Source organism: Phyllobacterium phragmitis, from assembly GCF_002980495.1.
GTDB lineage: Bacteria > Pseudomonadota > Alphaproteobacteria > Rhizobiales > Rhizobiaceae > Paramesorhizobium > Paramesorhizobium phragmitis.
On record NZ_PVBR01000026.1, the window covers coordinates 45,797 to 69,861 of the forward strand.

Sequence of the window (24,065 nt, forward strand, 5' to 3'; positions counted from 1 at the left end):
ACCGCATGACCTATAAGAACTTCAAACTCGACGTCGACGCGGACGGCATCGCGCTCGTCACCTGGGACATGCCGGATAAGTCCATGAATGTTTTCACCGAGGAGGTGATGGACGAACTCGACGGCATCATCGATCAGGTGGCGGGCGACGCCGCGATCAAGGGCGCGGTCATCACCTCGGGCAAGGATACGTTCTCCGGCGGTGCCGATCTGACCATGTTGAAGCGCATGTTCCAGCTTTTCCATGAAGAGAAGGCGAAGGATCCGCAGCGCGCGGTCGAGCTTCTTTTCGAGAACACCGGTCGCATGACCGGGCTGTTCCGCAAGCTCGAAACTTGCGGTAAACCGTGGGTCTCGGCGATCAATGGCACCTGCATGGGCGGCGCGTTCGAGATGTCGCTCGCCTGCCATGGCCGTGTCGCCTCCGATGCGCCCGGCGTCAAGATGGCGCTGCCTGAGGTCAAGGTCGGCATCTTCCCCGGCGCCGGCGGTACGCAGCGCGTGCCGCGTCTCACCAACCAGCAGGACGCGCTGCAAATGATGACCACGGGCCAGAGCCTGACGCCGCAACGCGCCAAGGCGATGGGTCTGATCACTGAAATTGCGCCGGCTAAGAAATTGGTCGAGACGGCGAAGAAACTGATCAAGGGCGGGCTCAAGCCGGTCCAGCCATGGGACGAGAAGGGCTTCAAGCTGCCCGGCGCGCCGATCTATTCGGCGGCGGGCGCCAATCTCTGGCCAGCCGCAAGCGCCATCCTGCGCCGCGAAACCTATGGCAACTACCCCGCCGCCGCCGCGATCCTCAAATGCGTCTATGAAGGACTGCTCGTGCCCTTCGATATGGGGCTGAAGATCGAGCAGCGCTATTTCACTGAAGTACTACAGACCACTGAAGCGGGCATGATGATCCGCTCGCTGTTCGTTTCCTTGCAGGAACTGAACAAGGGCGCGCGCCGTCCAGCCGATATTAAGCCGACGAAATTCACCAAAATCGGCGTCATCGGCGCCGGCTTCATGGGCGCGGGCATCGCCTATGTCACGGCAAAAGCCGGTATCCCCGTGGTGCTGATCGACCGCGATGTCGAGGCGGCGGAAAAGGGCAAGGCGCATGCGGCCGATCTCGTCGCCAAGGAAATGGCGAAGGGCAGGGCCACTGAGGAAGACAAGCAAAAGCTTCTCGCGCTCATCACGCCTTCAGCCGATTATGCCGATCTCGATGGCGCCGATCTGGTGATCGAAGCGGTGTTCGAGGATCGCGAGGTCAAGCGTGAGGCGACGCAAAAGGCGGAAGCGGTGTTGAAAACCTCAGCCATCTTCGCCTCCAACACTTCGACGCTGCCGATCACCGGGCTTGCCAAGGTATCGCTGCGCCCGAAGAACTTCATCGGCATTCATTTCTTCTCGCCCGTCGACAAGATGCTGCTCGTGGAAGTCATCCTCGGCAAGAAGACGTCGGAAAAGGCGCTGGCCGTGGCGCTCGACTATGTGCGCGCCATCAAGAAGACGCCCATCGTCGTCAACGACACCCGCGGCTTCTATGTCAACCGCTGCGTGCTGCGCTACATGTCGGAAGCCTACAACATGCTGATCGAAGGCGTGCCGCCGGCGATGATCGAGAATGCCGCGCGCATGGCCGGAATGCCGGTCGGGCCGCTGGCGCTCAATGACGAAACGGCGATTGATCTGTCACAGAAGATCCTCAAGGCCGCACTTGCCGATCTGGGACCGAAAGCGGTCTATCCGCGCCATGTCGAACTCGTCGACATGCTGGTCGATAAATATGACCGCAAGGGCCGCAAGAACGGCAAGGGCTTCTACGATTATCCGGCGAAACCCGCCAAGAAGCATCTGTGGCCGGAGCTGAAGACGCTCTATCCGCAGCAGAATCCCGACAAGGTCGATGTCGAGGTGCTGAAAGAACGCTTCCTGTTCACCATCGCGTTGGAAGCGGCGCGCGTCATGGAAGAGGGCATCGTCACCGATCCGCGCGAGGCCGATGTCGGTTCCATCCTCGCATTTGGCTTCGCGCCTTATACCGGCGGCACGCTGTCTTATATCGACGGCATCGGCGCCGCGAAATTCGTCGCCATCGCCAGGAATTTGCAGAAGAAATATGGAGCCCAGTTCAAGGCGCCGAAGCTGCTTCTCGATATGGCGGAGAATGGCGAAACTTTCTATCAGCGCTTCGATCCCTACAGGGCGGGAGCGCAGCAGAAGGCAGCCTGATTGCCGTAAGTGATTGGACGAATTCAAAAAGCGGGCTCAGGTCCGCTTTTATTCCTATGGCCTGATCGCAAGATCGGGCGGAATGCCAGCTCCCGTTTTCTTGGACTTGCTCTAAGGGAAAAAAAGAGGTATTTTTTCCTGTCTCTTTCAGGAAGACCGCTATGTTCTCTCACGACCGCGTATGGGCCGCTATCGATGCGCTGGCCGAGCGATACTCGCTGACGGCTTCCGGTCTCGCCCGCCGTGCGGGGCTCGATCCCACCACTTTCAACAAGTCCAAGCGTTATGCCGCCGATGGGCGCGCCCGCTGGCCTTCGACGGAATCGCTTGCCAAGGTGATGGATGCGACCGGCGCGTCGCTCGACGAATTCATGGCGCTGGTGCGCGGCGAGGCCGGGCCTTTCCAGAGCGTGGCTTCCTCCACGGCCTCGTCGCGCTCGGTTCCGCTCCTGGGGCTGGCCCAGGCCGGCGCCGGCGGCTTCTTCGACGATGGTGGCTTCCCCGTCGGTCAGGGCTGGGATGTGGTGGAGTTTCCCGCCGGTCCCGCCGAGGCGACTTACGCGCTGGAGGTCTCGGGCGATTCCATGCTGCCGCTCTACCGCGATGGCGATACGCTGATCGTCGCTCCGGGCGCTTCCGTGCGCCGCGGTGACCGCGTGGTCCTGAAGACCCGGGAAGGCGAGGTCATGGCCAAGATACTGCATCGCCAGACGCCCCGTACGATCGAACTCCTGTCGATGAACCCCGAGCATCCCAACCGCACTTTCGATACCTCGGAAGTCGAGTGGATCGCCCGCATCGTCTGGGCGAGCCAGTAGCGATGGCGGTGCGGCATATAGCACCACTCGTGTTGGCCGCGTTCGTCGCCTGCGGCCTTGTTTCCGTTTTCATCGTTCCGAGCTATGGCGTGCTCGACCGCAGCGGTGGGGCCACGGCAGCACCAGAAATCGTACCTGAGAATTTCGAGCTTCCCGAAGATGAAGAGCAGGCGCAGCCGATTGGCAACGGGCCGGGCAATATTGGCGTAAAGCAGCAGCGCGCCGCCCGGCAGGCTGCGCTGGGCTTCGTTCTGCCGCTGGACAATGATGAACCGCTGGAGCGGATCGAGCCGCGCGCGCCCTTGAGCGAGTTGAGCCTGGCTCTTCCGCCTCCGCCGCCGACGGAAGCGGCGACGGCTTCCGATAGCGGTGAGGTCCGCTATCGGCTTTTGCATCGTCCGCTGGCCACCGCTGCGGGGCGCTTTGAGGCGGACGGGCATGTGGTCGAGGTGCAGGGGATCGATATCCCATCACCCGATGAAACATGCACCGATCCCACAGGCGCAAGCTGGCCCTGCGGAATGCAGGCCCGCACCGCCTTTCGCGCCTGGCTTCGCGCCAGGGCGGTTATGTGCCGCTTGCCCGAGATACCATCGGACGGCGTGACCGTCACCGATTGCACGCTGGGCGGCGAGGGTGTTGCTGCATGGCTGGTGGACAATGGTTGGGCAAGAGCCAAGGCGGATGGCCCCTATGCCAAACGCGCCCGCAAGGCGGAGGACGCGCATTTCGGCATCTTTGGCCCACGACCCGATGGCGTATTGCCGGCAATCAGCGCGTCAGCACCGCCCGCTCCCGCAGCTGAGCCGGAACCGCTGCCCCAATAAAATATTCAGGTCAGTTCGCCGGCCAGAGCTTTCTGGATAAGCGATCTGGTTTCACCGATGCCATAGAGCGCGACGAACGAGCCGAAGCGTGGGCCGCGCTCTTGACCGATCAAAACCTGGTAGAGCATCTGGAAGAATGAGACCGATACGCCGGGGCCGCCCTCCGGGCTTTTCTTGGAATGGTCCTGGTAACGCTCGATCCCGCGCGCCACGTCCAGAATGGCGTTCTGGATGGTATTGCCGTCCGCGTCCGCAGGCAGTTCGCCAAGCTTGACGTCGAGTGCTTCGAGTGCTGCGCGTTCCACCTCATCAGGCGCACGGAACTGTTTCGTCGGCTTGACGAAATCGTTGAAGTAGCGGATTGCGTGAGTGACCAGCGCGTCCAATGTCGGATTGTCTTCCGGCGTGACACCCGGTGCATGACGCGAGATGAAGCCCCACAGCACAGCGGGACTTTCCGCGTTCGACGCGCTGACCAGATTGAGCAGCAGCGCGAACGGCACGGGAAGGCCCTCCTGCGGCGGGTTGCCATAATGGATGTGCCAGACCGGATTGTTCAGACGGTCTTTCCAGTCCTGGCGGTGATAGGCCGAAAGGTGAGCGAAATATTCGTCCACCGCCTTCGGGATCACGTCGAAATAGAGCTTCTTCGCGGTCTTCGGCTTCTGGAAATTGTAAAGCGCCAGGCTTTCGGTCGGCGCATAGGCCAGCCAGTCGTCGATGGCGATGCCGTTGCCCTTCGACTTGGAGATCTTCTGGCCGAGTTGGTCGAGGAAAAGCTCGAAGACGAAATGTTCCGGCGCCCGCCCGCCGAGGATTTCGCAGATGCGGTCATAGATCGCCGCATTGGTCTGGTGGTCCTTGCCGAACATTTCGAAATCGATGCCGAGCGCCGCCCAGCGCATACCGAAATCCGGCTTCCATTGCAGCTTCACATTGCCGCCGGTGACGGAAAGGGTGGTTTCGGTGCCGTCGTCGTCGAAGGTAATGGTGCCGGCCTTGGCGTCCACCTGCTTCATCGGCACGTAGAGCACGCGGCCCGACTTCGGTGAAATCGGCAGGAAGGGGCTGTATGTGGCCCGGCGCTCTTCGCCAAGCGTCGGCAGCATCACCTTCATGATGTCGTCATAACGTTCGACCGCTTTCAACAGCACCGCGTCGAACCGGCCGGACTTGTAATATTCCGTCGCGCTCGCAAACTCGTAGTCGAAGCCGAACGTATCGAGGAAGCGGCAGAGCATTGCGTTGTTATGATCGGCAAAGCTCTTGTAGTCGCCGCCGAACGGATTGGGTACGGCGGAAAGCGGCATTTGCAGGTAAGGCTCCAGCGCTGCCCTGTCCGGCACACTGTCCGGGATCTTGCGCATGCCATCCAAATCGTCGGAGAAGCAGATGAGGCGCGTCTTCACCTTGTCGCCGGTCAGCACGCGGAAGGCATGGCGTACCATCGAGGTTCGCGCCACCTCGCCAAACGTGCCGATATGCGGCAGGCCCGATGGTCCGTAGCCGGTCTCGAAAAGCACGGTCTCCGGCAGGCCGGTCTTTTCATAGCGCTTGAGGATCTTCCTGGCTTCCTCGAATGGCCACGCTTTCGCCTCGGCAGCCGCCGCGATCAGCTCAGGCGTCAGCACGATGTCGGGAAGGCGATGCTTGGCCATTTTGAAGTCCTGATGTCGAAATCCTGCGCTCATGCGCATTTGGAATAGGGATAATCACTTTTAAAGTGATTATCCCTGCTCTATGGCGATGGCCGTTGTGCGTCAATCTCCGCACCGGAATTTCCTTGCGCCGCTGCCTTGGTGTTCCTAGGTTCACGGGGTGATTTGCAAAGTATGAGGAACAGAGATGTCGAAGATTTCGCCGCAGGACGCGCTGGTTTACATCATGGTCACGACCTCGGCGGCGGATACCAGGATGACCGATGCGGAGCTTGCCTCGATCGGCAATACCGTCACCCGGCTTCCGGTATTCCGCAGCTTCGACAGTGGCCGGCTCCCCGATCTCGCGGCCCGCTGCTATGCGCTGCTGGAGGATGAGGACGGCCTCGATCGTATTCTCGACATCGCCCATGAGGCGCTGCCCGAGCGGCTATACGACACCGCCTATGCGCTGGCGGTCGAAGTCGCGGCCGCCGACCTGCATGTGGAGCAGGAGGAATTGCTGTTCCTGCAGATGCTGCGCGACCGCTGGAACCTCGATGAACTGACGGTCGCCGCCATAGAGCGCAGCGCGCGGGTGCGGTTCCGCAAGCTTGCGTAAAAGAACCGGTTAAAACCGCTCAGTAGAAGCTGACGGGAAAATATCTGAGGTAGAGCTCTGCCATGACGCCCTTTTCCTCGAGGGCCTTTAACGCATGGTCGAATGCCACGGCGAGTTGTGCGTCGCCGGCCGGAACGGCGATCGCCATGCCGTCGCCGAAAAATTGCGAGGCAAGATAGGCGCCGCCGGAAAAGGTGCAGCAGTTCTGCGATGCCTTGCCGTCGAGCCAGAAGGACAGCGACATGCCGTCTCCAAAAACCACATCGAGTTTTCCGGCCTTCAGATCGTTGAAGAGCTGGTCCCTTTGCGTGTAGCCGACGGCACTGGCCTCGGGAAAATAGCGGTGCAGCATCGCCTCATGCGCCGTCCCCGCGATGACGCCCACGCGTTTGGCCCTAAGGCTCCGATTGAGAGGTTCGTCCAGCACTGCCGTGCGCTGAGTGACAAAGCGCGCTGGCAGGCGAAGATATGGCCGTGAAAAAGCCAGTTCATCACGATTTTCCGCCGCCGGTTCAAGGCCGGCGATGATGGCTTCGCCGTCGCCGGCCTTCAGCTTTCCCTGCAGCTCGTTCCATGGCACGGCCTCGATCTGGCAGATATCGCTGATCGCGAGTTCGCTGCAGATGGCGCGCGCCAGGTCGATATTGTAGCCGGCGAGCCTGCCGCTGGTGTCTATGAAATTGAATGGCGGAAAATCGACGCTCGTCAGAAAGCGCAGCCTTCGGAGCCCGGAAAGATCCGGCTTGGCGATGCGCTCATGACGATCCCAGAATGCTGGGACGTTCGGCTGTCCGGCTGCCATGGCCGAGGTGCCAACCGCCAGGCCGGCCAACAAAAACAGAGAAGAAGCAAAGCCTGGGAATTTCATGGAGCCTTTTCGCATTTGAGCCGGTCTGTATCCAGAGGTTTCTATCATGAAGCCGCATATGTGCGAACCATGCGTATGGCTATTATACCGGCTCGGTCCGGCATGGCGGGCATGAAGTCTATTATAAAGTATTAGAAAATAATAATAATCTTATTAAATAAAAATAGGTTGCATTATTAAAAATTTAAAGTTTAATGAAGGTATCATTTTCAAAAGGGGCGGAAAATGTCGTGTAACAGTAAGTTTGTTCTAAAGTTCACGGAAAAGTTATTTTCCGAATTCGTGCAGAAATAAGACATGTCAAGAATTGGTGGTAATATTGACTGTCAATCCGTGGAAACGGTTCGTATACAGGAAAAATATAGTTCCGAAACATTGGTTTGTTCGGCAATCGCGGCAAGACTTTGCCTCAATGGGGCAAAGAAAAGTGCAATTCTGCAGGCATTTTCTGCGGCAACGAGAAACAATACTCCGTTCACCGACGAAGTTATGTTCTCGGCCCGCATAGGGCAAGAACAACTTTATAAGGCAATCGCTGATGAATTGAATGTAGGGTTCGAGGATCGCATCGTTTCGTCGCGTATTCTCTTGCGGGAGGACGATGTGCCGCAAAACCTTCGTACCATCCGCCACGCTCTGGTGGCGCATGGTGAAGGAAGGACCTTGCTCTATATTGCACCGACGATAGGCGATCTCGTCGTTCTCAAGCGATATCTCTCGCAATCTCCCGCATTGGCCGAACGGCTGCGGGTCTGCCCGCCATCGACGCTGGCGGACATGATGCGCATGCGCCAGGAGCGGGAACTGGCGCAAAGAGCGCAGGAGATGACGCCGCCGCATTTCTCGGCTGCACTCGTGATGAACAGCTGGCAGGCATTCGTGCTGGCGGAAACGATTTTCTTCCTGCTTGCGTTCTCCCTGTTTCGCCCGATGGAAACAGCGATCACGTTGCATATAGGCCTGACACTGTTTTTTTTTGGCTGTGTGGCGATAAGGCTGCTCGCCGCCTCCGTGGCGCGACCGCCGCGTTTGCTGCCGGTAGCGGGCGCCCCACCGAGAAAGATGCCCATCTACACGATCCTGGTGCCGCTCTATAAGGAGGCGGAGATCATCGAGCAATTGCTCCAGGCGCTTTCAAATCTGCGATGGCCGGCATCCAAGCTCGACATAAAGCTCGTATGCGAAGCCGATGATGCCCGGACGATTGCGGCGATTTCAAAACACGCATTGCCGCCCTGCTTTGAAATCATCAGGGTTCCGGGGATAGGCCCACGCACCAAACCGAAGGCATTGAGTTATGCGTTGCAGTTCGCGCGCGGCGAATTCCTCGTGGTTTATGATGCCGAGGACAGGCCACATCCCGACCAACTTCTCGAAGCTTGGGGGACATTTGCCGCCGGTGGCGAAGATCTCGCTTGTCTGCAGGCGCCTCTCTTGATTTCGAACGTCCGCTCCAACTGGTTGACCCGGATGTTCGCCTTCGAATATGCGGCATTGTTTCGTGGGCTGCTGCCTTGGCTGGCAAGCAGGAATCTCGTCATCCCGCTTGGCGGGACCTCCAATCATCTGCGCCGCAAATGCCTCGAAATCGTCGGCGGCTGGGACAGTCACAATGTTACAGAGGACGCCGATCTCGGCGTAAGGCTTGCACGCTTCGGCTATCGGGTCGGCGTGATAACCCGCGGCACGTGGGAAGATGCGCCCGAGGAATATGTCGATTGGAAGAAACAGCGTACACGCTGGTTGAAGGGATGGATGCAGACCTGGCTCGTCCACATGCGTAATCCCTGGCGCACATGCCGCGAACTCGGCACGGTACGGTTCATCATCGGCATGCTCTATATGACGGGCCTGATCCTGTCCGCGCTCATCTATCCCTTCATGTTGCTGATGGTTGCGTTGCTGGTCATGGTGTCCGTCGGAGGGCAGAGCTCTTTCTGGTCGTTCCATCTGCTTTGCATCGATATCGTGAATATCGTCCTGGCCTATTTCAGCTATTACGTCCTGGGGCTGAAGACGCTCGGCCCCGGCGAGCGCCAGGCCGGGTCATATTTCTGCTGGATCCCGGTGTATTGGCTGTTGATGTCCTTTTCCGCGTGGCGCGCCCTGTGGCAATTGTTTCGCGCGCCGCATCTCTGGGAGAAGACGCCGCATCGCCCAAGCGCTGCATTCGCTTCTAGGCATCCTGGTCACTCCAGGCCACGAGAAATGCAAGCCGGCGGCAACTCAGGTGCCGGGCGTCAGAAACTTCGGCCCGGAGCCGATAATGCGGTCGTCTTCGCTGCCGATCGCCTCAAGGTTGCGGCCTTTGTAGGGCAGTGACAGCAGCACCCGCCTGATGACGGCGAGCCGAGCCCGCCGTTTGTCGTTGGCGCGCACCACTGTCCACGGCGCGTGGGCCGTGTGGGTGCGCTGCATCATCTTGTCCCGCGCTTCGGTGTAATCGCTCCAGCGGGCAATGCCTGCCAGGTCGATGGGCGAGAATTTCCAGTTCTTGAGCGGGCTGTGGTGGCGATCGTGGAAACGCTCCAATTGCGTTTCCTGGCCGATATTGAGCCAGAATTTGAAGAAGTTGATGCCGTCCGAGACGACCATCTTCTCGAAATTGGGCGTTTCGTCAAGAAACGTCTCAACCTGTGCAGGGGTGCAGAACCCCATCACCGGCTCCACGACACCGCGGTTGTACCACGAGCGATCGAAGGTGACGAATTCGCCCGCCCCGGGGAAATGCGAGACATAGCGCTGGAAATACCATTGCCCGCGTTCGCTATCGGTCGGCTTGGGCAGCGCCACGGAACGCGCGGAGCGTGGGTTCATATATTGCCGCAGCCTTTGGATCGAGCCTCCCTTGCCGGCGGTGTCGCGTCCTTCGAAAATGGCGAGCACGCGTTCGCCGGTGTCCTGCATCCAATATTGCAGCTTCACCAATTCGATCTGCAGCTTCTCGAGCGTGTCTTTATATTCGTCCTTCGGCATCCGTTTGTCATAGGGATAGCCGCCTGCTGTCAGCGCATTGTCCCTGACCCATTTCGGAAGCTTTTTCGCGTCGATATCGAAGACCCGTTTCTTGCCGTCGATGGTCAGTTCGATCTCTCTTTGATCGGCTTTCGCACTGTTCTTGGGCTCGTTATTTTTGTGTTCTGTCTTGGAACTGTCACGCAAGGCAGTGTCCTTTCATTTATTAATGCAAATCATGGTATGGGGGCATTGATCTGGCGTCCAGAGGCCGTCCGCGCTTCACTGGAAACATGCTTACCGCAATTTCGGCCTATAATCCCATATGTTGAGCAGGACAGGATGAGCGAAACCGATAATCGTATCACGGAAAAAGCGGGGAGCCTGGCAAAGCAGATCGCCGGGCGCATTATCCGTGCGCGTTATACCCTTGCCATGGCGGTTTTGGCGCTGGCCCTGGTTCTTAGCTCCGGCGCACCGTTTGCGGTTCTGCTCCTCCTCGGCATCGTGCTGCTGCTGATAATCGCTGCCTTCGCGCCTGGGCAGGGATCCGAAGAAACGCAGCTCGGCCACGGCGAAGGAACGGAAAGTGGCCTCTCGCGTATCTCTGGCGTACGCCTTGCCGAGCAACTTCCCGATCCGATGATCCTTTTCGATGCCGGCGGCATGGTGCTCTACGCCAACAAGGCGGCGCGGGAGGCATTCCGGCCGCTGGCCGAGGATTCCGTGCTTTATCTGCGGTTCCGGGCGCCGGAAATGCATGGGCTGATCCAGGGCGTGATAGCCGATGGCGAGCCGCGCGCCATCGATTATTTCGAACGCCTGCCTCTCGACCGGTGGTACAAGGCCATGGCCATGGCGCTCGATGCGGGTGCCGGTGAGCCGGCATCCTTCGTTCTTCTTTTTCGTGACCAGACCGAGATGCGCAGGATCGACCGGATGCGGTCGGATTTCATCGCCAATGCCAGCCATGAGCTGCGTACGCCGCTCGCCTCGCTGCGCGGTTTCATCGAAACCCTGCAGGGGCCCGCCCGCAAAGACGAGGCTGCGCGCGACCGGTTTCTTCAAATCATGCAGAAGCAGGCGGACCGCATGTCGCGGCTGATCGATGATCTACTTTCGCTGTCGCGCCTTGAAATGAAGGCGCATATAGCCGTCACCGAAAGCGTCGATCTCGCAAATGTCCTCAATCATGTCGCCGATACGCTGACGCCGCTTGCCAATGGACTGGAAGTAACCATTGAGCGCCAGGTCCCGGCCCATCCGGTCAAGGTGACGGGCGATCGTGACGAGCTGATACAGGTATTCCAGAACTTGTTGGAAAACGCCTGTAAATACGGCCAGTCAGGCAAGCGCGTCATCGTGCGTCTGAAGGAGGAAGACCATTCGGCTGGCAGGGAGGTCGTGGCATCGATCCAGGATTTCGGGCCGGGCATCCCGTCTGAGCACCTGCCGCGTCTCACCGAGCGGTTTTACCGCGTCGATGTCGAAACCAGCCGTGCCCAGAAGGGAACCGGCCTCGGCCTGGCGATCGTCAAGCACATCCTGACCCGTCACAGGGGGCGGCTCGTCATCCGCTCACGGGTGGGCGAGGGCTCGACATTCATCGTGCGCTTCAATGCGCCTGAAACGAAAAGCTGAGGTGAGCTCTTTCCACCGCCGAGGCAATGGAAAGAGCCTCCCCTGAAACGGCGCGCCACACGGCGGATGCGCAAATAGGGCAGTTCAAGCCCTCATCCACTTCCGACTCAGCGGGCGCGGCGGCGCTCCGATGCCGGCTGGAAAGCCAGTTTCGAGTGATAGGTGCAATAGGGGCTCGTATCGCCGGAATCATTGCCGCAGAAGTGGAAATCTTCATTGAGCGGATCGCCGACCGGCCATTTGCATGTCCGTTCGCTCAATTGCAGCAGCGAAAGACGGCGCGAGATCGGCACCACGACATCGGCCGCGGGCTTGAGCACCGTATGCGCCACCGCTTCTACGGCATATTCGGCCTGCAGGGCCGTTGCACCGACGCTCTTGGTGACGCTGGTTCGTACCATCGTCTGGCTTGCGCCGGAATGCACGCTGCCGCGCACCGAACCGGTCGTGTTGACTTTCTTGCTGCGCGTCTGCGTCGAAGATGTTTTGCCGCGGCCCGAAAGCTTCAACCGATGCACCTTGCCGATGACGGCATTTCGGCTGACGCCTCCAAGCTGCGCCGCAATCTGGCTGGCGCTAAGGCCTTCGCTCCACAATTTCTTAAGCAGTTCGACGCGCTCGTCTGTCCAGTTCATTGTCCTGGGCTCCAATCTTTCATTCTCATCCAGAATCCATCGCCATGTCCGGATTGCTCCAGACAAAACTACTACATCTATCCGGATGACTAGGTCCGCCGCACGAAATCTAGTTTTTGCTAAGGAGGAAACTACATTAATGCGTGACTCCGTGACAAGCGTCCGGCAGCCACAGTGATTTGCTTTTTCGGGTTTTCCCCAACTTGGGTGTTAACCACAGGCGTTTTGCCGGCTCTCTCTACCACAGAGGAAGCGGCCGCACCGAAAGTCGATGCTCCAGCGCCGTGCGTCCTCTATAACGCATAAAGAACGCAGTAAGCTAGGGAAACTACCATCGTGCTTTCCGCATGCCGATTTCGGCTTTCGGCCCGCTGTGCTCGCATGTGTGCTGGCACGCCTGCTTCAATTGACATTTAAGCATTCACGCACGATATTGAAGACCTTGAGCCGCCCCGAGGGCGGCTTTTTGATTTGATCCGCGCGGATCACGCCTGGAAAACGCGATCCGCTTTACCCATAAAGGCTATGGAGGCCCGACTGGCATGACCCCCGGCATGACCCATGCGACCGTGCAACCGCTCTACGACACCTATAATCGTGCCGAATTGCGCTTCGAGCGAGGCGAGGGCGTTTGGCTGATCACGGAGAAGGGCGAGCGCTATCTCGATTTTGCAGCGGGCGTCGCCGTCAACTCGCTTGGCCATGCGCATCCCCATCTGGTGAACGCGCTGACCTCCCAGGCCGAAAAGCTCTGGCACGTCTCTAACATCTATGAAATCCCCGGTCAGGACAAACTCGGCCGAAGGCTCGTTGACAGCACTTTTGCCGACAAGGTGTTTTTCACCAATTCCGGTGCCGAGGCGCTCGAATGCGCGTTCAAGACCGCGCGCCGCTATCATTATGTCAACGGCCATCCCGAGCGCTATCGCATCATCACCTTCGAGGGCGCCTTCCATGGCCGCACGCTGGCGACGATCGCGGCAGGCGGACAGGCGAAATATCTCGAAGGCTTCGGCCCCAAGGTGGATGGCTTCGACCAGGTGCCGTTCGGTGACGAAAAGGCGCTGAAGGCGGCGATCACGCCGGAGACGGCCGGTATTCTCATCGAGCCGGTGCAGGGCGAGGGCGGCTTACGCCCGGTAGCGGAGGGAAACCTTCGCTCGCTGCGCAAGATCTGTGACGAACATGGCCTTCTGCTCATTCTTGATGAGGTGCAGTGCGGCGTCGGCCGGACGGGTAAATTTTTCGCCCATGAATGGGCGGGCATCACACCGGATATCATGGCGGTCGCCAAGGGCATCGGCGGCGGCTTTCCGATGGGCGCCTGTCTCGCGACCGCCGAAGCCGCAAAGGGCATGACGGCAGGCGTTCACGGCACCACCTATGGCGGCAATCCGCTGGCCATGGCGGTGGGCAATGCCGTGCTCGACGTGGTTCTGGCGGACGGTTTCTTCGAGCATGTGCGCGATATTTCACGCCTGTTCAAGCAAGGGCTCGCCTCCATCGCAGACCGTTATCCGGACGTGGTGTCGGAGCAGCGCGGAAATGGCCTGCTCATGGGGCTCAAATGTGTCATTCCCAACACGGCACTCATCCAGGCACTGCGCGACCAGCATCTGTTGAGCGTCGGTGCCGGCGACAATGTGGTGCGCCTGATGCCGCCGCTGACCATCACGGAAGACGAAGCGCGCGAAGGTCTTGCCCGCATCGAAGCCGCCGTCGAGCGGCTTTCCGTCACCAACAAGCAGAAATCGGCGTAACAGTCATGGCGTTCAAGCACGATCTCAGGCATTTCACCGACCTTTCCGCCGTTCCTGCCGAGGAGTTGCGGCTCATTCTCGACGATGCGCGTTTTCGCAAAGAGCGTCTCAAGGCAGGCGGGATCGAAAAGCCCTTCGCCGGCAAGGTCATGGCGATGATCTTCGACAAGCCGTCGACACGCACGCGCGTCTCCTTCGATGTCGCCATGCGTCAGCTTGGCGGCGAGACGATCATGCTGACCGGATCGGAGATGCAGCTAGGCCGAAGCGAGACCATTGCGGATACCGCAAAAGTGCTGTCGCGCTATGTCGATATCATCATGATCCGCACCACCACACATGACCGCATGATCGAACTGGCCGAAAACGCCACTGTTCCGGTGATCAACGGGCTCACCGACGATACGCATCCCTGCCAGATCATGGCCGATGTCATGACCTATGAAGAGCATCGCGGCCCGGTGAAGGGACGCACCTTCGCCTGGACCGGCGACGGCAATAATGTGCTTCATTCGCTGATCGAGGCATCGGCGAGGTTCGATTTCAACCTGAATATCGCAGCGCCCGAAGGCAGCGAACCGCGCGGCGGCTATCTCGGTTGGGCGAAGGAGCATGGCGGACGGATCATGTCGACCACGGATCCGGTCAAGGCCGTATCCGGTGCCGATTGCGTCGTCACCGATACCTGGGTTTCGATGGGGCAGGAGGATCGCGCACGCGGTCATAATGTCTTCATGCCCTATCAGGTCAATCAGCGTTTGATGAACCATGCCAAACCCGATGCGTTGTTCATGCATTGCCTTCCCGCCCATCGCGGCGAGGAAGTAACCGATGACATCATCGACGGTCCTCATTCGGTCGTCTTCGACGAGGCGGAAAACCGCCTTCATGCACAAAAAGCCATTCTGGCATGGTGCCTGGAAGGAGCAGATGCGCGTGGCTGATATTTTCGGCAGCGGAGGGGATACGGGGACCGACAAGACCAGGCTCGGCGATTTCCATTTCGCCGGCGACGATGCAGTCGTGCCGTTTCAGGTCGAGACGCTCGATGCGCGGGGCCGCGCCGTCCAGCTCGGTTCCGTCCTCAACGCCATTCTCGAACGACATGAATATCCCGAGGAGGTGGCGCGGCTTCTGGCCGAAGCCATCGTGCTGACGGTCCTGCTCGGCACATCGCTGAAATTCGAAGGCAAGTTCATCTTCCAGACACAGTCGGACGGCCCGGTGGATATGCTCGTCGTCGATTTCCGCACGCCGAAATCCGTACGCGCCTATGCCCGTTACGATGAGGAAAGGCTGGCGGAGGCGATTGCCGCTGGCAGGCTCGCGCCGGAGGAGCTTTTGGGCCGCGGCACGTTGGCGCTGACCATCGACCAGGGCACCTACATGCAGCGCTACCAGGGCATCGTCGCCCTGGATGGCTCGAACCTCGAGGATATTGCCCGCACCTATTTCCGTCAGTCGGAGCAGATCCCGACCGATCTGCGTCTTTCCGTCGCCAAGCTCGTCGAGCGTGGCGAGGATGGCAAGCCGGTCGAGCAATGGCGCGCCGGCGGGCTGATGGTGCAGTTCCTGCCCGAATCCGAAATGCGCATGCGGCAGCGAGATCTCCCCGGCGGCGATGCGCCCGATAGTGAAAATGACGGCGAAGACGATGGCGACGAGGCCGGTTACGAGGATGACGATTGGCTGGAGGTCAAGTCGCTCGTCGGCACCATCGAAAGCTCGGAACTGACGGATCCGCAGGTCGGCACCGAACGGCTGCTCTATCGCCTGTTCCATGAGCGCGGCGTGCGCGTCTTTCAGTCGGTGCCCATTATCGACGACTGCTCCTGTTCACGCGAAAAGATCCGCGACGTTCTCTCCAGCTTCACCGCCGAGGAAATCGAGGACAGCATCGAGGACGGCAAGATTGCGGTCACCTGCGAATTCTGCTCGACGCTCTACGAATTCGACCCAAAGGAATTCGAGGAGACGTAGCGGTTGCTGGCAGGCGGGACGGGAAATATGGCTGCAACGCTCACCATGTATCAGGTGGATGCATTCGCCGACCGGGTATTCGCGGGAAATCCCGCCGCCGTGCTGATCCTTGACGACTGGCTGCCTCAAAGCGTGATGCAGGCCATAGCCAGCGAGAACAATCTGGCTGAAACGGCGTTCGCTTGCCCCAATGGGACAGGCTGGGACCTTCGCTGGTTCACGCCGGTCCATGAAGTCGATTTCTGTGGCCATGCCACCTTGGCAACCGCACACATACTGGCCACGGAATGGAACATTGATCGGGAACTGCTGTTCCAGACGCGTGTTGGCGAACTGCGCGTATCCCCTGACGATAAAGGATATCGTCTCGATCTGCCGAGCTTTCCGCCGGAGCCGCTGCACCAGTTTCCACCAGCCATCGCCGAATGCTTTGCAGACCGGCAGGTGACGGGCTTCCGGAATTTCGAGAATATCTTCGTGGAATTGCCGGATGAGCGAGCTCTCCGTGCCTTTGTTCCTGATCTACTCAGAATCTCCGAGATCCATCCCATGGGATTGGTCATTACGGCGAAGGGGGAGGCCCATGACTTCGTGTCGCGCTATTTCGCACCCGGCGCCGGGATACCCGAGGATCCGGTGACCGGGTCGATCCATGCGACCCTCGTTCCCTATTGGGCAGGCAAACTGGGCCGATATCGTCTCTCGGCGTTTCAAGCCTCGGCACGAGGCGGACATCTAGCATGTGAACTGGCCGGCGACAGGGTGCTGATCACCGGACGGGCCGTCACCTTCATGAAGGCGGAAATCTACCTGCAGTAACGATCGCCCTGCTTGAGGCGCTATCAGTTCAGCGTCCGGTGCTTGTCAGACAGATCGAGCAAGAAGGCGGTTAGCGGTTTCAAGAGCAAGAAACCGATTGCTCTTGCCCCAGTGTTCGACAAAGGTCCAGGCTTTGTATGGGAACCCGCCATGACCGTCGTTTCTCCAGCCAATCGGCCGATGACTGCATTCGAATGGAGCCTGCTCCTCGTTCTTTCCTTTCTTTGGGGCGGCTCGTTCTTCTTCGTCGGGGTGGCGGTGAAGGAATTGCCGCCTTTGACCATTGTGGTCTTGCGGGTCGCCTTGGCCGCTTTGATGCTTCACTTCGTCATCCGCATTATGGGGATGCATCTGCCCAGGACGCGTGAAGCTTGGTTTGCGTTCTTCGGCATGGGACTTCTCAACAATGCCATTCCCTTTGGCCTCATCGTATGGGGGCAGACCCATATCGCCAGCGGAGTCGCCTCCATCCTTAATGCCACCACGCCGCTCTTCACAGTGATCGTGGCCCATTATCTGACCGCTGACGAGAAGATGAGCGGCGGCCGCCTTTTCGGAGTAATGGCCGGATTTACCGGGGTCGCCATCATGATTGGCGGCACAGCGCTGGATGCCTTGGGGATCGGTGTTGTGGCGCAACTCGGAATATTGGTAGCGGCCCTTTCCTATGCCTTTGCCGGCGTTTTCGGACGCCGTTTCCGCAAAATGGGGATCGCGCCGCTTGCGACCGCGACGGGGCAGGTAACGGCATCGAGCCTCATGCTCCTCCCCTTGATGCTCATCATCGACCGGCCTTGGACGCTCTCATGGCCTTCCGCGAATGTGGTTGCCGCGGTGACAGGGCTGGCGCTTCTCTCGACCGCACTCGCCTACATCCTCTATTTCCGCATTCTCGCAACCGCCGGCGCAACCAATCTTGCGCTTGTCACCTTCCTGATTCCGGCAAGCGCAATCCTGCTCGGTGTGCTGGTGCTCGGCGAAAAATTGCAAAGCAGGCACGCCGTGGGCTTGGGGCTGATCGCCATTGGCCTTGCGGCCGTCGATGGCCGTGTTTGGCGCGTGTTCAAGCGCAAAAGCGCTCCGGCTTGATTTTCGTCCACACGGCGATGGCTTCAGGCTCGCCGCTGCGGAGGGGCGCTGCGATCAGTTCAGCGTTCGATACTGGTCCGGCAAGTCGAGCGAGAAGGCCGGGATTTCGATCTCGAAGGCTTTGCCGCCGGGGCCTTGCATCTGGTAGCGCCCGACCATGACGCCGGATGGCGTGGTCAAGGGGCAGCCGGAGGAATATTGAAAGGAATCGCCGGGATCGAGAATCGGCTGTTCGCCGACGACGCCCGGACCGCGCACTTCCTCGATATGGCCGTTCTGGTCGGTGATCTGCCAATAGCGCGACTGCAACTGCACCGTTTCCGGTGAATTATTGGCGATCGTTACCCGATAACCCCAGACATAGCGGTTTTCCTCCGGATCGGACTGGTCCTCCAGATAGAATGGTTCGACGACGACTTCGATCTGCCGCGTGACTGCGCGATACATGAAACCCTGTTCTCCCCGGTCTATCTTTCACAGATGTTGCGCCCAAATATCGGGAAAGATATCGCGGAGCCGCGCGGTTTCGTCAACCGGCAGAAATGCCGTGTGAACAAGCGGTTCCTGACAGCTCGCTTCAGCCCGCAGCCTTCAGCGCCAGATCGATATCCTCGATGAGGTCGTTGACATCTTCGAGCCCGACGGAAAGCCGCAGCAGGCCGTCGGTGATGCCGCCTTCGGCGCGCGCCTCATCGCTCAGGTTCTTGTGCGTGGTGGTCGCGGGATGGGTGATGAGGCTCTTGGCATCGCCCAGATTGTTGGAAATCAGGATCACTTCGAGCGCATTCTCAAAGGCGAAAGCCGCCTTCTTGCCGCCCTTCAGATCGAAGGCTATCAGCGTGGAACCGCCGCTCATCTGCTTTGCGATGATATCCGCCTGTGGGTGGTCGGCGCGTCCGGGATAGATGACGCGGGCGACGTTGTTGTGCTCGGCCAGGAAGTCGGCGAGCTTGCCGGCGCTGTCGGTCTGCTGGCGCACGCGAAGCGGCAGGGTTTCGAGGCCCTTCAGCAGCGTCCATGCGTTGAACGGGCTGAGGCCGGGCCCGGTATGACGGAAATAATCGTGCAGGTTTTCGTCGATCCATTCCTTGTCGGAAAGGATCACGCCGCCGAGACAACGGCCTTGGCCATCTATATGCTTGGTTGCGGAATAGACCACGACATGGGCGCCCAGTTCGAGCGGCTTCTGGAACATCGGCGTGGCGAAGACATTGTCGACGATGAGCTTGGCCCCGACCGAATTGGCGACTTCCGCCACTTTCGCGATGTCCACCACTTCAAGCGTCGGGTTGGTCGGGCTCTCCAGAAACAGCACCGTCGTATTGGGACGGATCGCCTGTTCCCAATTCTCGATCTTCGAGCCGTCGATCAGCGTGAAGTCTACCCCGTATTTCGGCAACAGCGTCTCGATGACATAGCGGCAGGAGCCGAACAGCGCACGGGCGGCAAGCACATGGTCGCCTGCCTTGACCTGGCACAATAAGGCAGCAGCGACTGCGGCCATGCCGGAAGCCGTGGCACGCGCATCCTCCGCGCCTTCGAGTGCACACATGCGCTTTTCGAACATGTCGGTGGTCGGGTTGGCATAGCGCGAATAGATGAAGCCGGGTTCCTCGCCCTTGAAGCGGGCTTCCGCCGCCTCCGCCGTGTCATAGACAAAGCCCTGGGTCAGGAAAATCGCCTCGGAGGTCTCGCCGAAGGGCGAGCGGAGCGTGCCGCCATGGACGAGCTGCGTTGCGGGGCGAAAATTGCGTGTCGTCTTCTTCGTCATCTGTCCAACCTCGGAACCTGACCATCTGATCCACGATCAGGCGGCCAATAAAAAACCGGCCTTGCGAAAACGCAAAAGGCCGGTCGTGGGGACCGCGGCCTTTTTTAGCGAATTCTTTAACGTGGCTGCAAGCCGGCCGGCCAAATCACCACGGGATAAGAATGCTTTAGTCTTCTTGACGGCTTGCGTCAATCGCCGGGCGCGGTAAACGTGGATCGAAATTTTTGAGGCTAGGCATGATCAGACGTGACGCGGGAATATTGGCCGACGCAGATATAGCGGCGCTGTTCGAGGGTGGTGCGCTGGCGGCATCGAAAGCGCTCGATGCCGACCAGATACAGCCGGCGAGCCTTGATTTGCGGCTGGGGCATAAGGCCTATCGCGTCCGCGCCTCCTTCATGCCCGGCCCCGGCACGCCGGTGATGACCAAGCTCGAGCGGCTGAAGCTGCACGAGATCGACCTGACGGCGGGCGCGGTGCTGGAAACGGGCTGCGTCTATATCGTGCCGCTTCTGGAGAGGCTTTCGCTGCCTTCGGATTTGTCCGCCTCCGCCAATCCGAAAAGCTCGACCGGGCGGCTCGACATCTTCACCCGCGTCATCGTCGACGGCGCGCAGGAATTCGACAAGGTGCCGGCCGGCTATCAGGGACCGCTCTATCTCGAAGTCAGCCCCCGGACCTTCCCGATCGTCGCGCGCACCGGCTCGCGCCTGTCGCAGATACGCTTCCGCAAGGGCCGCGCCCAGCTTGGTGAGGCGGAACTTGCCGCGCTTCACGTGGGGGAAACGCTGGTGGCGTCCGAAACCCCCAATATCTCCGGCGGCGGCATCGCGCTGTCCATAGATCTGACCGGCAGCAGTGACGGGCTTGTCGGTTATCGCGGCAAGCATCACACGGCGGTGGTCGATGTCGACAAGCGCGCCGCACACGATCTGCTCGATTTCTGGGAGCCGATCCACGATCGCGGCAGTGGCGAGCTTGTGCTCGATCCCGATGAATTCTATATCCTCGTCTCGCGCGAGGCGGTGCACGTGCCGCCGCTCTATGCGGCCGAGATGACGCCGTTCGATCCGCTCGTCGGCGAGTTCCGCGTCCACTATGCCGGCTTCTTCGATCCGGGCTTCGGCCACACCGCAGCGGGCGGCACGGGAAGCCGCGCCGTGCTCGAGGTGCGCAGCCACGAGGTGCCGTTCATCCTGGAACATGGCCAGATCGTCGGGCGGCTGGTTTATGAGCACATGCTGGCGCGCCCCAGGGCGCTCTACGGGGCCGATCTCGGCTCGCATTACCAAGCGCAGGGGCTGAAGCTCTCGAAACATTTCCGTTAACGGTGCGCAAGCGCGGTCCTCGCTTGACAATGATGAGCGGCGGCGCGATCTAGGATATGCTGCGCGTGAGGCGCAAGCGGGTATGATGTAATGGTAGCCTGTCAGCTTCCCAAGCTGAACGCGCGGGTTCGATTCCCGCTACCCGCTCCATTTATATTTCAATGCCTTAGAGGCATTTTGAAATCTTCAAAAACATGCGGTTTACAGGTGATTTTACAGCCTGCGTTCGCTCTTTGGCCTCGTTCAGCCTCTTCCCGCGCCATGATTTCCGCAATTTCGCATTCCGTATCGGTGTGCTTGGCGTGGTGGATATTGGCAGAATCGCGCTTGGCGTCACGCTCGCTGGCTTCGTCGAGTGGATCGCCAGGTTCTGTCGCCAATAAGTTTTACTGCTCACCAGAATAATGAAATCATTGTCGCAACCATTGCGATTAAAATGAAAGCTGTTCTTGCAGTCGAACTGCACATAAATTGGCATTATGGTATAAAAATTTAGTTTTTACACGGAAAAGTAGCATTGGTAGTTCAACGATTATTACAATCACAGGTAGAGGTAAATTTATATAAATACACTTTTAAGTATATAAATGTTGAAATAGTTGAATTAACACATTGTTAACCACGATCTACTAAATATTACTTGCCTCCGATGCTTATATTTCAGCGGAAATTGTTCCGATACTGCGTCGCGATGAGGCCCGCGCCCAATGGAGCGGGGGGCGGCAGCGAAGGCGCGTGCTTAAGTCAGCACGCTGCGCACAGACCCTGTGGAGAACAAGATGCATTCGCCTGCAATAACACTTTTATCCCGCCGACTGGTCCCCCCGGCAGCGAAGCCGGTTTCACGCAACAGGCTGGCTTCTTCAAGAAGATTTCGGGCAACGGCCTCGGTCCTGACGCTAGCAATTGCTCTTGCGGCCGGCGGCGCTCAAGTTGACCGTGCGTCGGCGCAGTCTTCGACGCTCGACTGGGCGGGTGCGAGCCATGACTGGACGGATGCAGCCAATTGGGATTTGCCTAACGGCACCGCCGCCAATACGATCCCGTCCAGCACGGCCAACGTCATTATCGATACCCTGTCGCCCACGACCCTGTCACCCACGACCCCATCGCCCTCGGTCGGAACCGTTCTCGGCGTGTCCCAGGGGGCATCCGGAGTGGCCCACTCCATCACGCTCGGAAGCAGCGCGAGCACGTCCGGCAGTCTGACGATCCAGAACGGCAGTTCGTTGACAGCGTATAATCTCAATATCGGCAGCAGTGCGTCGAGCAGCGGTATCGTGACCATCACGGGAGGCAGCACTGTGTCGTTGGCTGCGTCGTCAAGGATCGGTAACAGCGGGAGCGGAACGTTGCTCTTGGAAGGGGGAAGCACGCTGAATTCACAGGCAATACAGACTGTCATCGGCGATGCCCCTGGCTCTACCGGCGCCGTCACGGTCACCGGTCGTGGCACCAACTGGACCCATAATGGTTGGCTGGCAATCGGCCAGGATCGCGCTGGAAACGGCCTTCCTGCTGCGAACGGCACCCTGACCATTTCGGATCAAGCATCGGTAGCCATTGTCGGCAGCGGCCAACAATTGGACATCAGCCGCTACGGTGGCACTGGCACGCTGATCGTGACCGCTGGTGGCAAGCTGTCCATGCCCGAAGACACCTCGATTGTTTCTTATGAGGGGCAGTCGACCATCACCGTCGACAAGGCGGGCTCGATAGTATCTGGCGATGTTTTTCTGTCGGCGAACGCAGGAGGCGTTACAACAGCTAAGGTGGATGGGCCCAGCTCGACTTGGATCGTTAATGGATCAACGGAAGGGTTTTATGTCGCAGGGTGGGATGATCCATCGCAGAGCACCGCGCAAGCGACAGTGACAGTCAGCGGCGGTGGCTCGATCGTGGTCAATAACGGTGGAGGGTTCATCGTCGGGGCTTTCGGGACAGGTGTCGCCACAGTTACCGATCCAGGCTCGTGGCTGGAGGTTTCCGGAGGGACGGTCGTTGGTGGGGGGAGCACGGGCAACGGTACCCTCAACATCACGAACGGCGGCCATGTCCAGACAGCCTATACCATTGTCGCCTTCGATCCCGCCGCATCCGGGACCGTCAATCTGACGGGCGGCACTTTGGAAACCTTTGAGTTAGGAGCCGGGGCGGGGGTGGCCCAGGTCAATTTCAATGGCGGCACGCTACGTGCGATCGGCGACAACGCAAATTTCATCACCGGCTTTTCCGGCACGGAATTGAATCTGGAGGCGGGCGGTCTAACGATTGACGATGCCGGTCACAACGTTGCGAACGAAGCCGTCTCCGTGTTCACGGGAACAGGCGGTCTTACGAAAATTGGCAGCGGCACATTCAATCTCGTCGGCACCAATACGTATCAGGGCGCAACCACAATCAATGCCGGTACATTGTTGGTGAACGGCTCGATCCTCAGTCCCTCGACGGTGATGACAGCCGGCACGCTCGGCGGCACCGGCCAGGTCGGCAATGTGACGAACTTCGGCACGGTTTCACCAGGCAATTCAATCGGCACGCTGACGGTCGCCGGTGATTATGTCGGGCAGGGCGGCAAGCTCGCCATCGAGACGGTGCTGGGCGGTGACAATTCGTCAACCGATCTGCTCGTCGTTACCGGCGCCACCTCTGGCAACACCAATGTGCAGGTGACCAATCTCGGCGGCGGCGGGGCGCAGACCACAGAGGGCATCAAGATCATCGATGTCGGGGGCGCCTCCAATGGCCAGTTCACGCTGTTGGGCCACTATACCTTCGCCGGCCAGCCGACAGTGGTCGGTGGTGCCTATGCCTACAGGCTCTACAAGAACGGCGTTTCCACGCCCGGTGACGGGGACTGGTACCTGCGCTCCGGCCTTGAGTTCAATCCGCAGCAGCTCGAGCCGGGCCCTGTAATCCCGCCCAATCCGGGCCCCGCTCCGACGCCGACACCGACGCCGCAGCCGCTCTACCAGCCGGGCGTGCCGATCTACGAGGCCTATGCGCAGGTGCTGCAGGAACTCAACGGCGTGGGAACGCTGCGCCAGCGTGTCGGCAACCGCTACTGGGGCGGCGCCGCCAATCCGATGC

Annotated in this window: 20 protein-coding genes, 1 tRNA gene and 1 riboswitch; of the genes, 14 read left to right on the forward strand and 7 right to left on the reverse strand. The window is 59.6% G+C overall.

Annotated features, from left to right (window positions below; translation table 11 throughout):
- The first annotated feature begins 5 nt into the window (after positions 1–5).
- The 3 genes from C5748_RS23875 to C5748_RS23885 all read left to right on the forward strand — a co-directional run bounded on the left by C5748_RS23875 (position 6) and on the right by C5748_RS23885 (position 3,870).
- Complete coding sequence (locus C5748_RS23875; protein WP_105745021.1) at positions 6–2,225, forward strand: 3-hydroxyacyl-CoA dehydrogenase NAD-binding domain-containing protein; 2,220 nt, start codon at positions 6–8, stop codon at positions 2,223–2,225.
- A gap of 161 nt (positions 2,226–2,386) precedes the next feature.
- Positions 2,387–3,043, forward strand: a complete 657-nt coding sequence (locus tag C5748_RS23880; RefSeq protein WP_105745023.1) for a S24 family peptidase — start codon at positions 2,387–2,389, stop codon at positions 3,041–3,043.
- Positions 3,010–3,870 carry a thermonuclease family protein gene (locus C5748_RS23885; RefSeq protein ID WP_146119609.1) on the forward strand — a complete coding sequence of 287 codons (861 nt, stop codon included), beginning with the start codon at positions 3,010–3,012 and terminating at the stop codon, positions 3,868–3,870. Before C5748_RS23880 ends, C5748_RS23885 begins: the two co-directional genes overlap by 34 nt.
- A gap of 5 nt (positions 3,871–3,875) precedes the next feature.
- Here the strand turns inward: C5748_RS23885 and C5748_RS23890 are convergent, their stop codons facing one another.
- Positions 3,876–5,528, reverse strand: coding sequence for a lysine--tRNA ligase (locus C5748_RS23890; protein ID WP_105745064.1), 1,653 nt, complete (start codon positions 5,526–5,528; stop codon positions 3,876–3,878).
- 187 nt (positions 5,529–5,715) lie between these two features.
- Here C5748_RS23890 and C5748_RS23895 point away from each other — a divergent pair, with 187 nt between their 5' ends.
- On the forward strand, positions 5,716–6,129 hold the full coding sequence (locus C5748_RS23895) for a tellurite resistance TerB family protein (protein ID WP_105745027.1): 414 nt from the start codon (positions 5,716–5,718) through the stop codon (positions 6,127–6,129).
- 19 nt (positions 6,130–6,148) lie between these two features.
- Here the strand turns inward: C5748_RS23895 and C5748_RS23900 are convergent, their stop codons facing one another.
- Entirely contained in the window at positions 6,149–6,997 is an 849-nt protein-coding gene (locus tag C5748_RS23900; RefSeq protein WP_105745028.1) for a transporter substrate-binding domain-containing protein, read from the reverse strand.
- Between the two features lie 603 nt (positions 6,998–7,600).
- Between C5748_RS23900 and C5748_RS23905 the strand changes: the two genes are divergently transcribed.
- On the forward strand, positions 7,601–9,319 hold the full coding sequence (locus C5748_RS23905) for a glycosyltransferase family 2 protein (protein ID WP_245581949.1): 1,719 nt from the start codon (positions 7,601–7,603) through the stop codon (positions 9,317–9,319).
- Here the strand turns inward: C5748_RS23905 and ppk2 are convergent.
- Positions 9,224–10,159 (reverse strand): polyphosphate kinase 2, encoded by a 936-nt coding sequence (gene ppk2 / locus C5748_RS23910; protein ID WP_105745033.1) that lies wholly within the window; start codon positions 10,157–10,159, stop codon positions 9,224–9,226. The two genes, C5748_RS23905 and ppk2, sit on opposite strands and share 96 nt — an antisense overlap.
- Positions 10,160–10,294: 135 nt before the next feature.
- Here ppk2 and C5748_RS23915 point away from each other — a divergent pair, with 135 nt between their 5' ends.
- Positions 10,295–11,593, forward strand: coding sequence for an ATP-binding protein (locus C5748_RS23915; protein ID WP_105745035.1), 1,299 nt, complete (start codon positions 10,295–10,297; stop codon positions 11,591–11,593).
- A gap of 107 nt (positions 11,594–11,700) precedes the next feature.
- On the opposite strand, the gene C5748_RS23920 is transcribed toward C5748_RS23915, so the two are convergent.
- Positions 11,701–12,228 (reverse strand): GcrA family cell cycle regulator, encoded by a 528-nt coding sequence (locus tag C5748_RS23920; protein WP_105745037.1) that lies wholly within the window; start codon positions 12,226–12,228, stop codon positions 11,701–11,703.
- A gap of 554 nt (positions 12,229–12,782) precedes the next feature.
- Here C5748_RS23920 and C5748_RS23925 point away from each other — a divergent pair.
- From C5748_RS23925 to C5748_RS23945, 5 genes are all read left to right on the forward strand, one after another.
- Positions 12,783–13,988: an aspartate aminotransferase family protein gene (locus C5748_RS23925; protein WP_105745066.1), complete on the forward strand. Its 1,206-nt coding sequence runs from the start codon at positions 12,783–12,785 to the stop codon at positions 13,986–13,988.
- A 5-nt stretch (positions 13,989–13,993) separates the two neighbouring features.
- Complete coding sequence (gene argF / locus C5748_RS23930; protein WP_105745039.1) at positions 13,994–14,932, forward strand: ornithine carbamoyltransferase; 939 nt, start codon at positions 13,994–13,996, stop codon at positions 14,930–14,932.
- The gene (locus tag C5748_RS23935; protein ID WP_105745041.1) at positions 14,919–15,968 is read left to right on the forward strand and encodes an Hsp33 family molecular chaperone; all 1,050 of its coding nucleotides are present in this window, start codon (positions 14,919–14,921) and stop codon (positions 15,966–15,968) included. The genes argF and C5748_RS23935 overlap by 14 nt, the downstream gene beginning before the upstream one ends.
- A 27-nt stretch (positions 15,969–15,995) precedes the next feature.
- Positions 15,996–16,787: a PhzF family phenazine biosynthesis protein gene (locus tag C5748_RS23940; protein ID WP_105745043.1), complete on the forward strand. Its 792-nt coding sequence runs from the start codon at positions 15,996–15,998 to the stop codon at positions 16,785–16,787.
- 150 nt (positions 16,788–16,937) lie between these two features.
- The gene (locus C5748_RS23945; RefSeq protein ID WP_245581950.1) at positions 16,938–17,876 is read left to right on the forward strand and encodes a DMT family transporter; all 939 of its coding nucleotides are present in this window, start codon (positions 16,938–16,940) and stop codon (positions 17,874–17,876) included.
- Positions 17,877–17,930: 54 nt separating this feature from the next.
- Here the strand turns inward: C5748_RS23945 and apaG are convergent, their stop codons facing one another.
- Both apaG and C5748_RS23955 read right to left on the reverse strand, forming a co-directional pair.
- Entirely contained in the window at positions 17,931–18,323 is a 393-nt protein-coding gene (gene apaG, locus C5748_RS23950) for a Co2+/Mg2+ efflux protein ApaG (RefSeq protein WP_105745045.1), read from the reverse strand.
- Between the two features lie 130 nt (positions 18,324–18,453).
- Entirely contained in the window at positions 18,454–19,647 is a 1,194-nt protein-coding gene (locus tag C5748_RS23955) for an O-succinylhomoserine sulfhydrylase (protein ID WP_105745047.1), read from the reverse strand.
- An 82-nt stretch (positions 19,648–19,729) separates the two neighbouring features.
- Positions 19,730–19,809: riboswitch (SAM riboswitch) on the reverse strand.
- 74 nt (positions 19,810–19,883) lie between these two features.
- On the opposite strand from C5748_RS23955, the gene C5748_RS23960 reads away from it, so the two are divergent.
- Positions 19,884–20,975 carry a 2'-deoxycytidine 5'-triphosphate deaminase gene (locus tag C5748_RS23960; protein ID WP_105745049.1) on the forward strand — a complete coding sequence of 364 codons (1,092 nt, stop codon included), beginning with the start codon at positions 19,884–19,886 and terminating at the stop codon, positions 20,973–20,975.
- 76 nt (positions 20,976–21,051) lie between these two features.
- Positions 21,052–21,125: transfer RNA gene (locus C5748_RS23965), tRNA-Gly, on the forward strand.
- A gap of 8 nt (positions 21,126–21,133) precedes the next feature.
- Here C5748_RS23965 and C5748_RS28045 read toward each other — a convergent pair.
- Positions 21,134–21,355: a hypothetical protein gene (locus C5748_RS28045; protein WP_146119610.1), complete on the reverse strand. Its 222-nt coding sequence runs from the start codon at positions 21,353–21,355 to the stop codon at positions 21,134–21,136.
- A 399-nt stretch (positions 21,356–21,754) separates the two neighbouring features.
- Between C5748_RS28045 and C5748_RS23980 the strand changes: the two genes are divergently transcribed.
- On the forward strand, positions 21,755–24,065 hold a 2,311-nt coding region (locus C5748_RS23980), incomplete at its 3' end, for an autotransporter outer membrane beta-barrel domain-containing protein (protein WP_146119611.1).

Excerpts from the sequence above, each read along its gene's own strand:
- C5748_RS23875 (WP_105745021.1), top strand. The coding sequence starts at position 6 with ATGACCTATAAGAACTTCAAACTCGACGTCGACGCGGACGGCATCGCG.
- C5748_RS23880 (WP_105745023.1), top strand. The coding sequence starts at position 2,387 with ATGTTCTCTCACGACCGCGTATGGGCCGCTATCGATGCGCTGGCCGAG.
- C5748_RS23890 (WP_105745064.1), bottom strand. The coding sequence starts at position 5,528 with ATGGCCAAGCATCGCCTTCCCGACATCGTGCTGACGCCTGAGCTGATC.
- C5748_RS23895 (WP_105745027.1), top strand. The coding sequence starts at position 5,716 with ATGTCGAAGATTTCGCCGCAGGACGCGCTGGTTTACATCATGGTCACG.
- C5748_RS23900 (WP_105745028.1), bottom strand. The coding sequence starts at position 6,997 with ATGAAATTCCCAGGCTTTGCTTCTTCTCTGTTTTTGTTGGCCGGCCTG.
- C5748_RS23915 (WP_105745035.1), top strand. The coding sequence starts at position 10,295 with ATGAGCGAAACCGATAATCGTATCACGGAAAAAGCGGGGAGCCTGGCA.
- C5748_RS23920 (WP_105745037.1), bottom strand. The coding sequence starts at position 12,228 with ATGAACTGGACAGACGAGCGCGTCGAACTGCTTAAGAAATTGTGGAGC.
- C5748_RS23925 (WP_105745066.1), top strand. The coding sequence starts at position 12,783 with ATGACCCATGCGACCGTGCAACCGCTCTACGACACCTATAATCGTGCC.
- argF (WP_105745039.1), top strand. The coding sequence starts at position 13,994 with ATGGCGTTCAAGCACGATCTCAGGCATTTCACCGACCTTTCCGCCGTT.
- C5748_RS23935 (WP_105745041.1), top strand. The coding sequence starts at position 14,919 with ATGCGCGTGGCTGATATTTTCGGCAGCGGAGGGGATACGGGGACCGAC.
- C5748_RS23940 (WP_105745043.1), top strand. The coding sequence starts at position 15,996 with ATGGCTGCAACGCTCACCATGTATCAGGTGGATGCATTCGCCGACCGG.
- C5748_RS23945 (WP_245581950.1), top strand. The coding sequence starts at position 16,938 with ATGACCGTCGTTTCTCCAGCCAATCGGCCGATGACTGCATTCGAATGG.
- apaG (WP_105745045.1), bottom strand. The coding sequence starts at position 18,323 with ATGTATCGCGCAGTCACGCGGCAGATCGAAGTCGTCGTCGAACCATTC.
- C5748_RS23955 (WP_105745047.1), bottom strand. The coding sequence starts at position 19,647 with ATGACGAAGAAGACGACACGCAATTTTCGCCCCGCAACGCAGCTCGTC.
- C5748_RS23960 (WP_105745049.1), top strand. The coding sequence starts at position 19,884 with ATGATCAGACGTGACGCGGGAATATTGGCCGACGCAGATATAGCGGCG.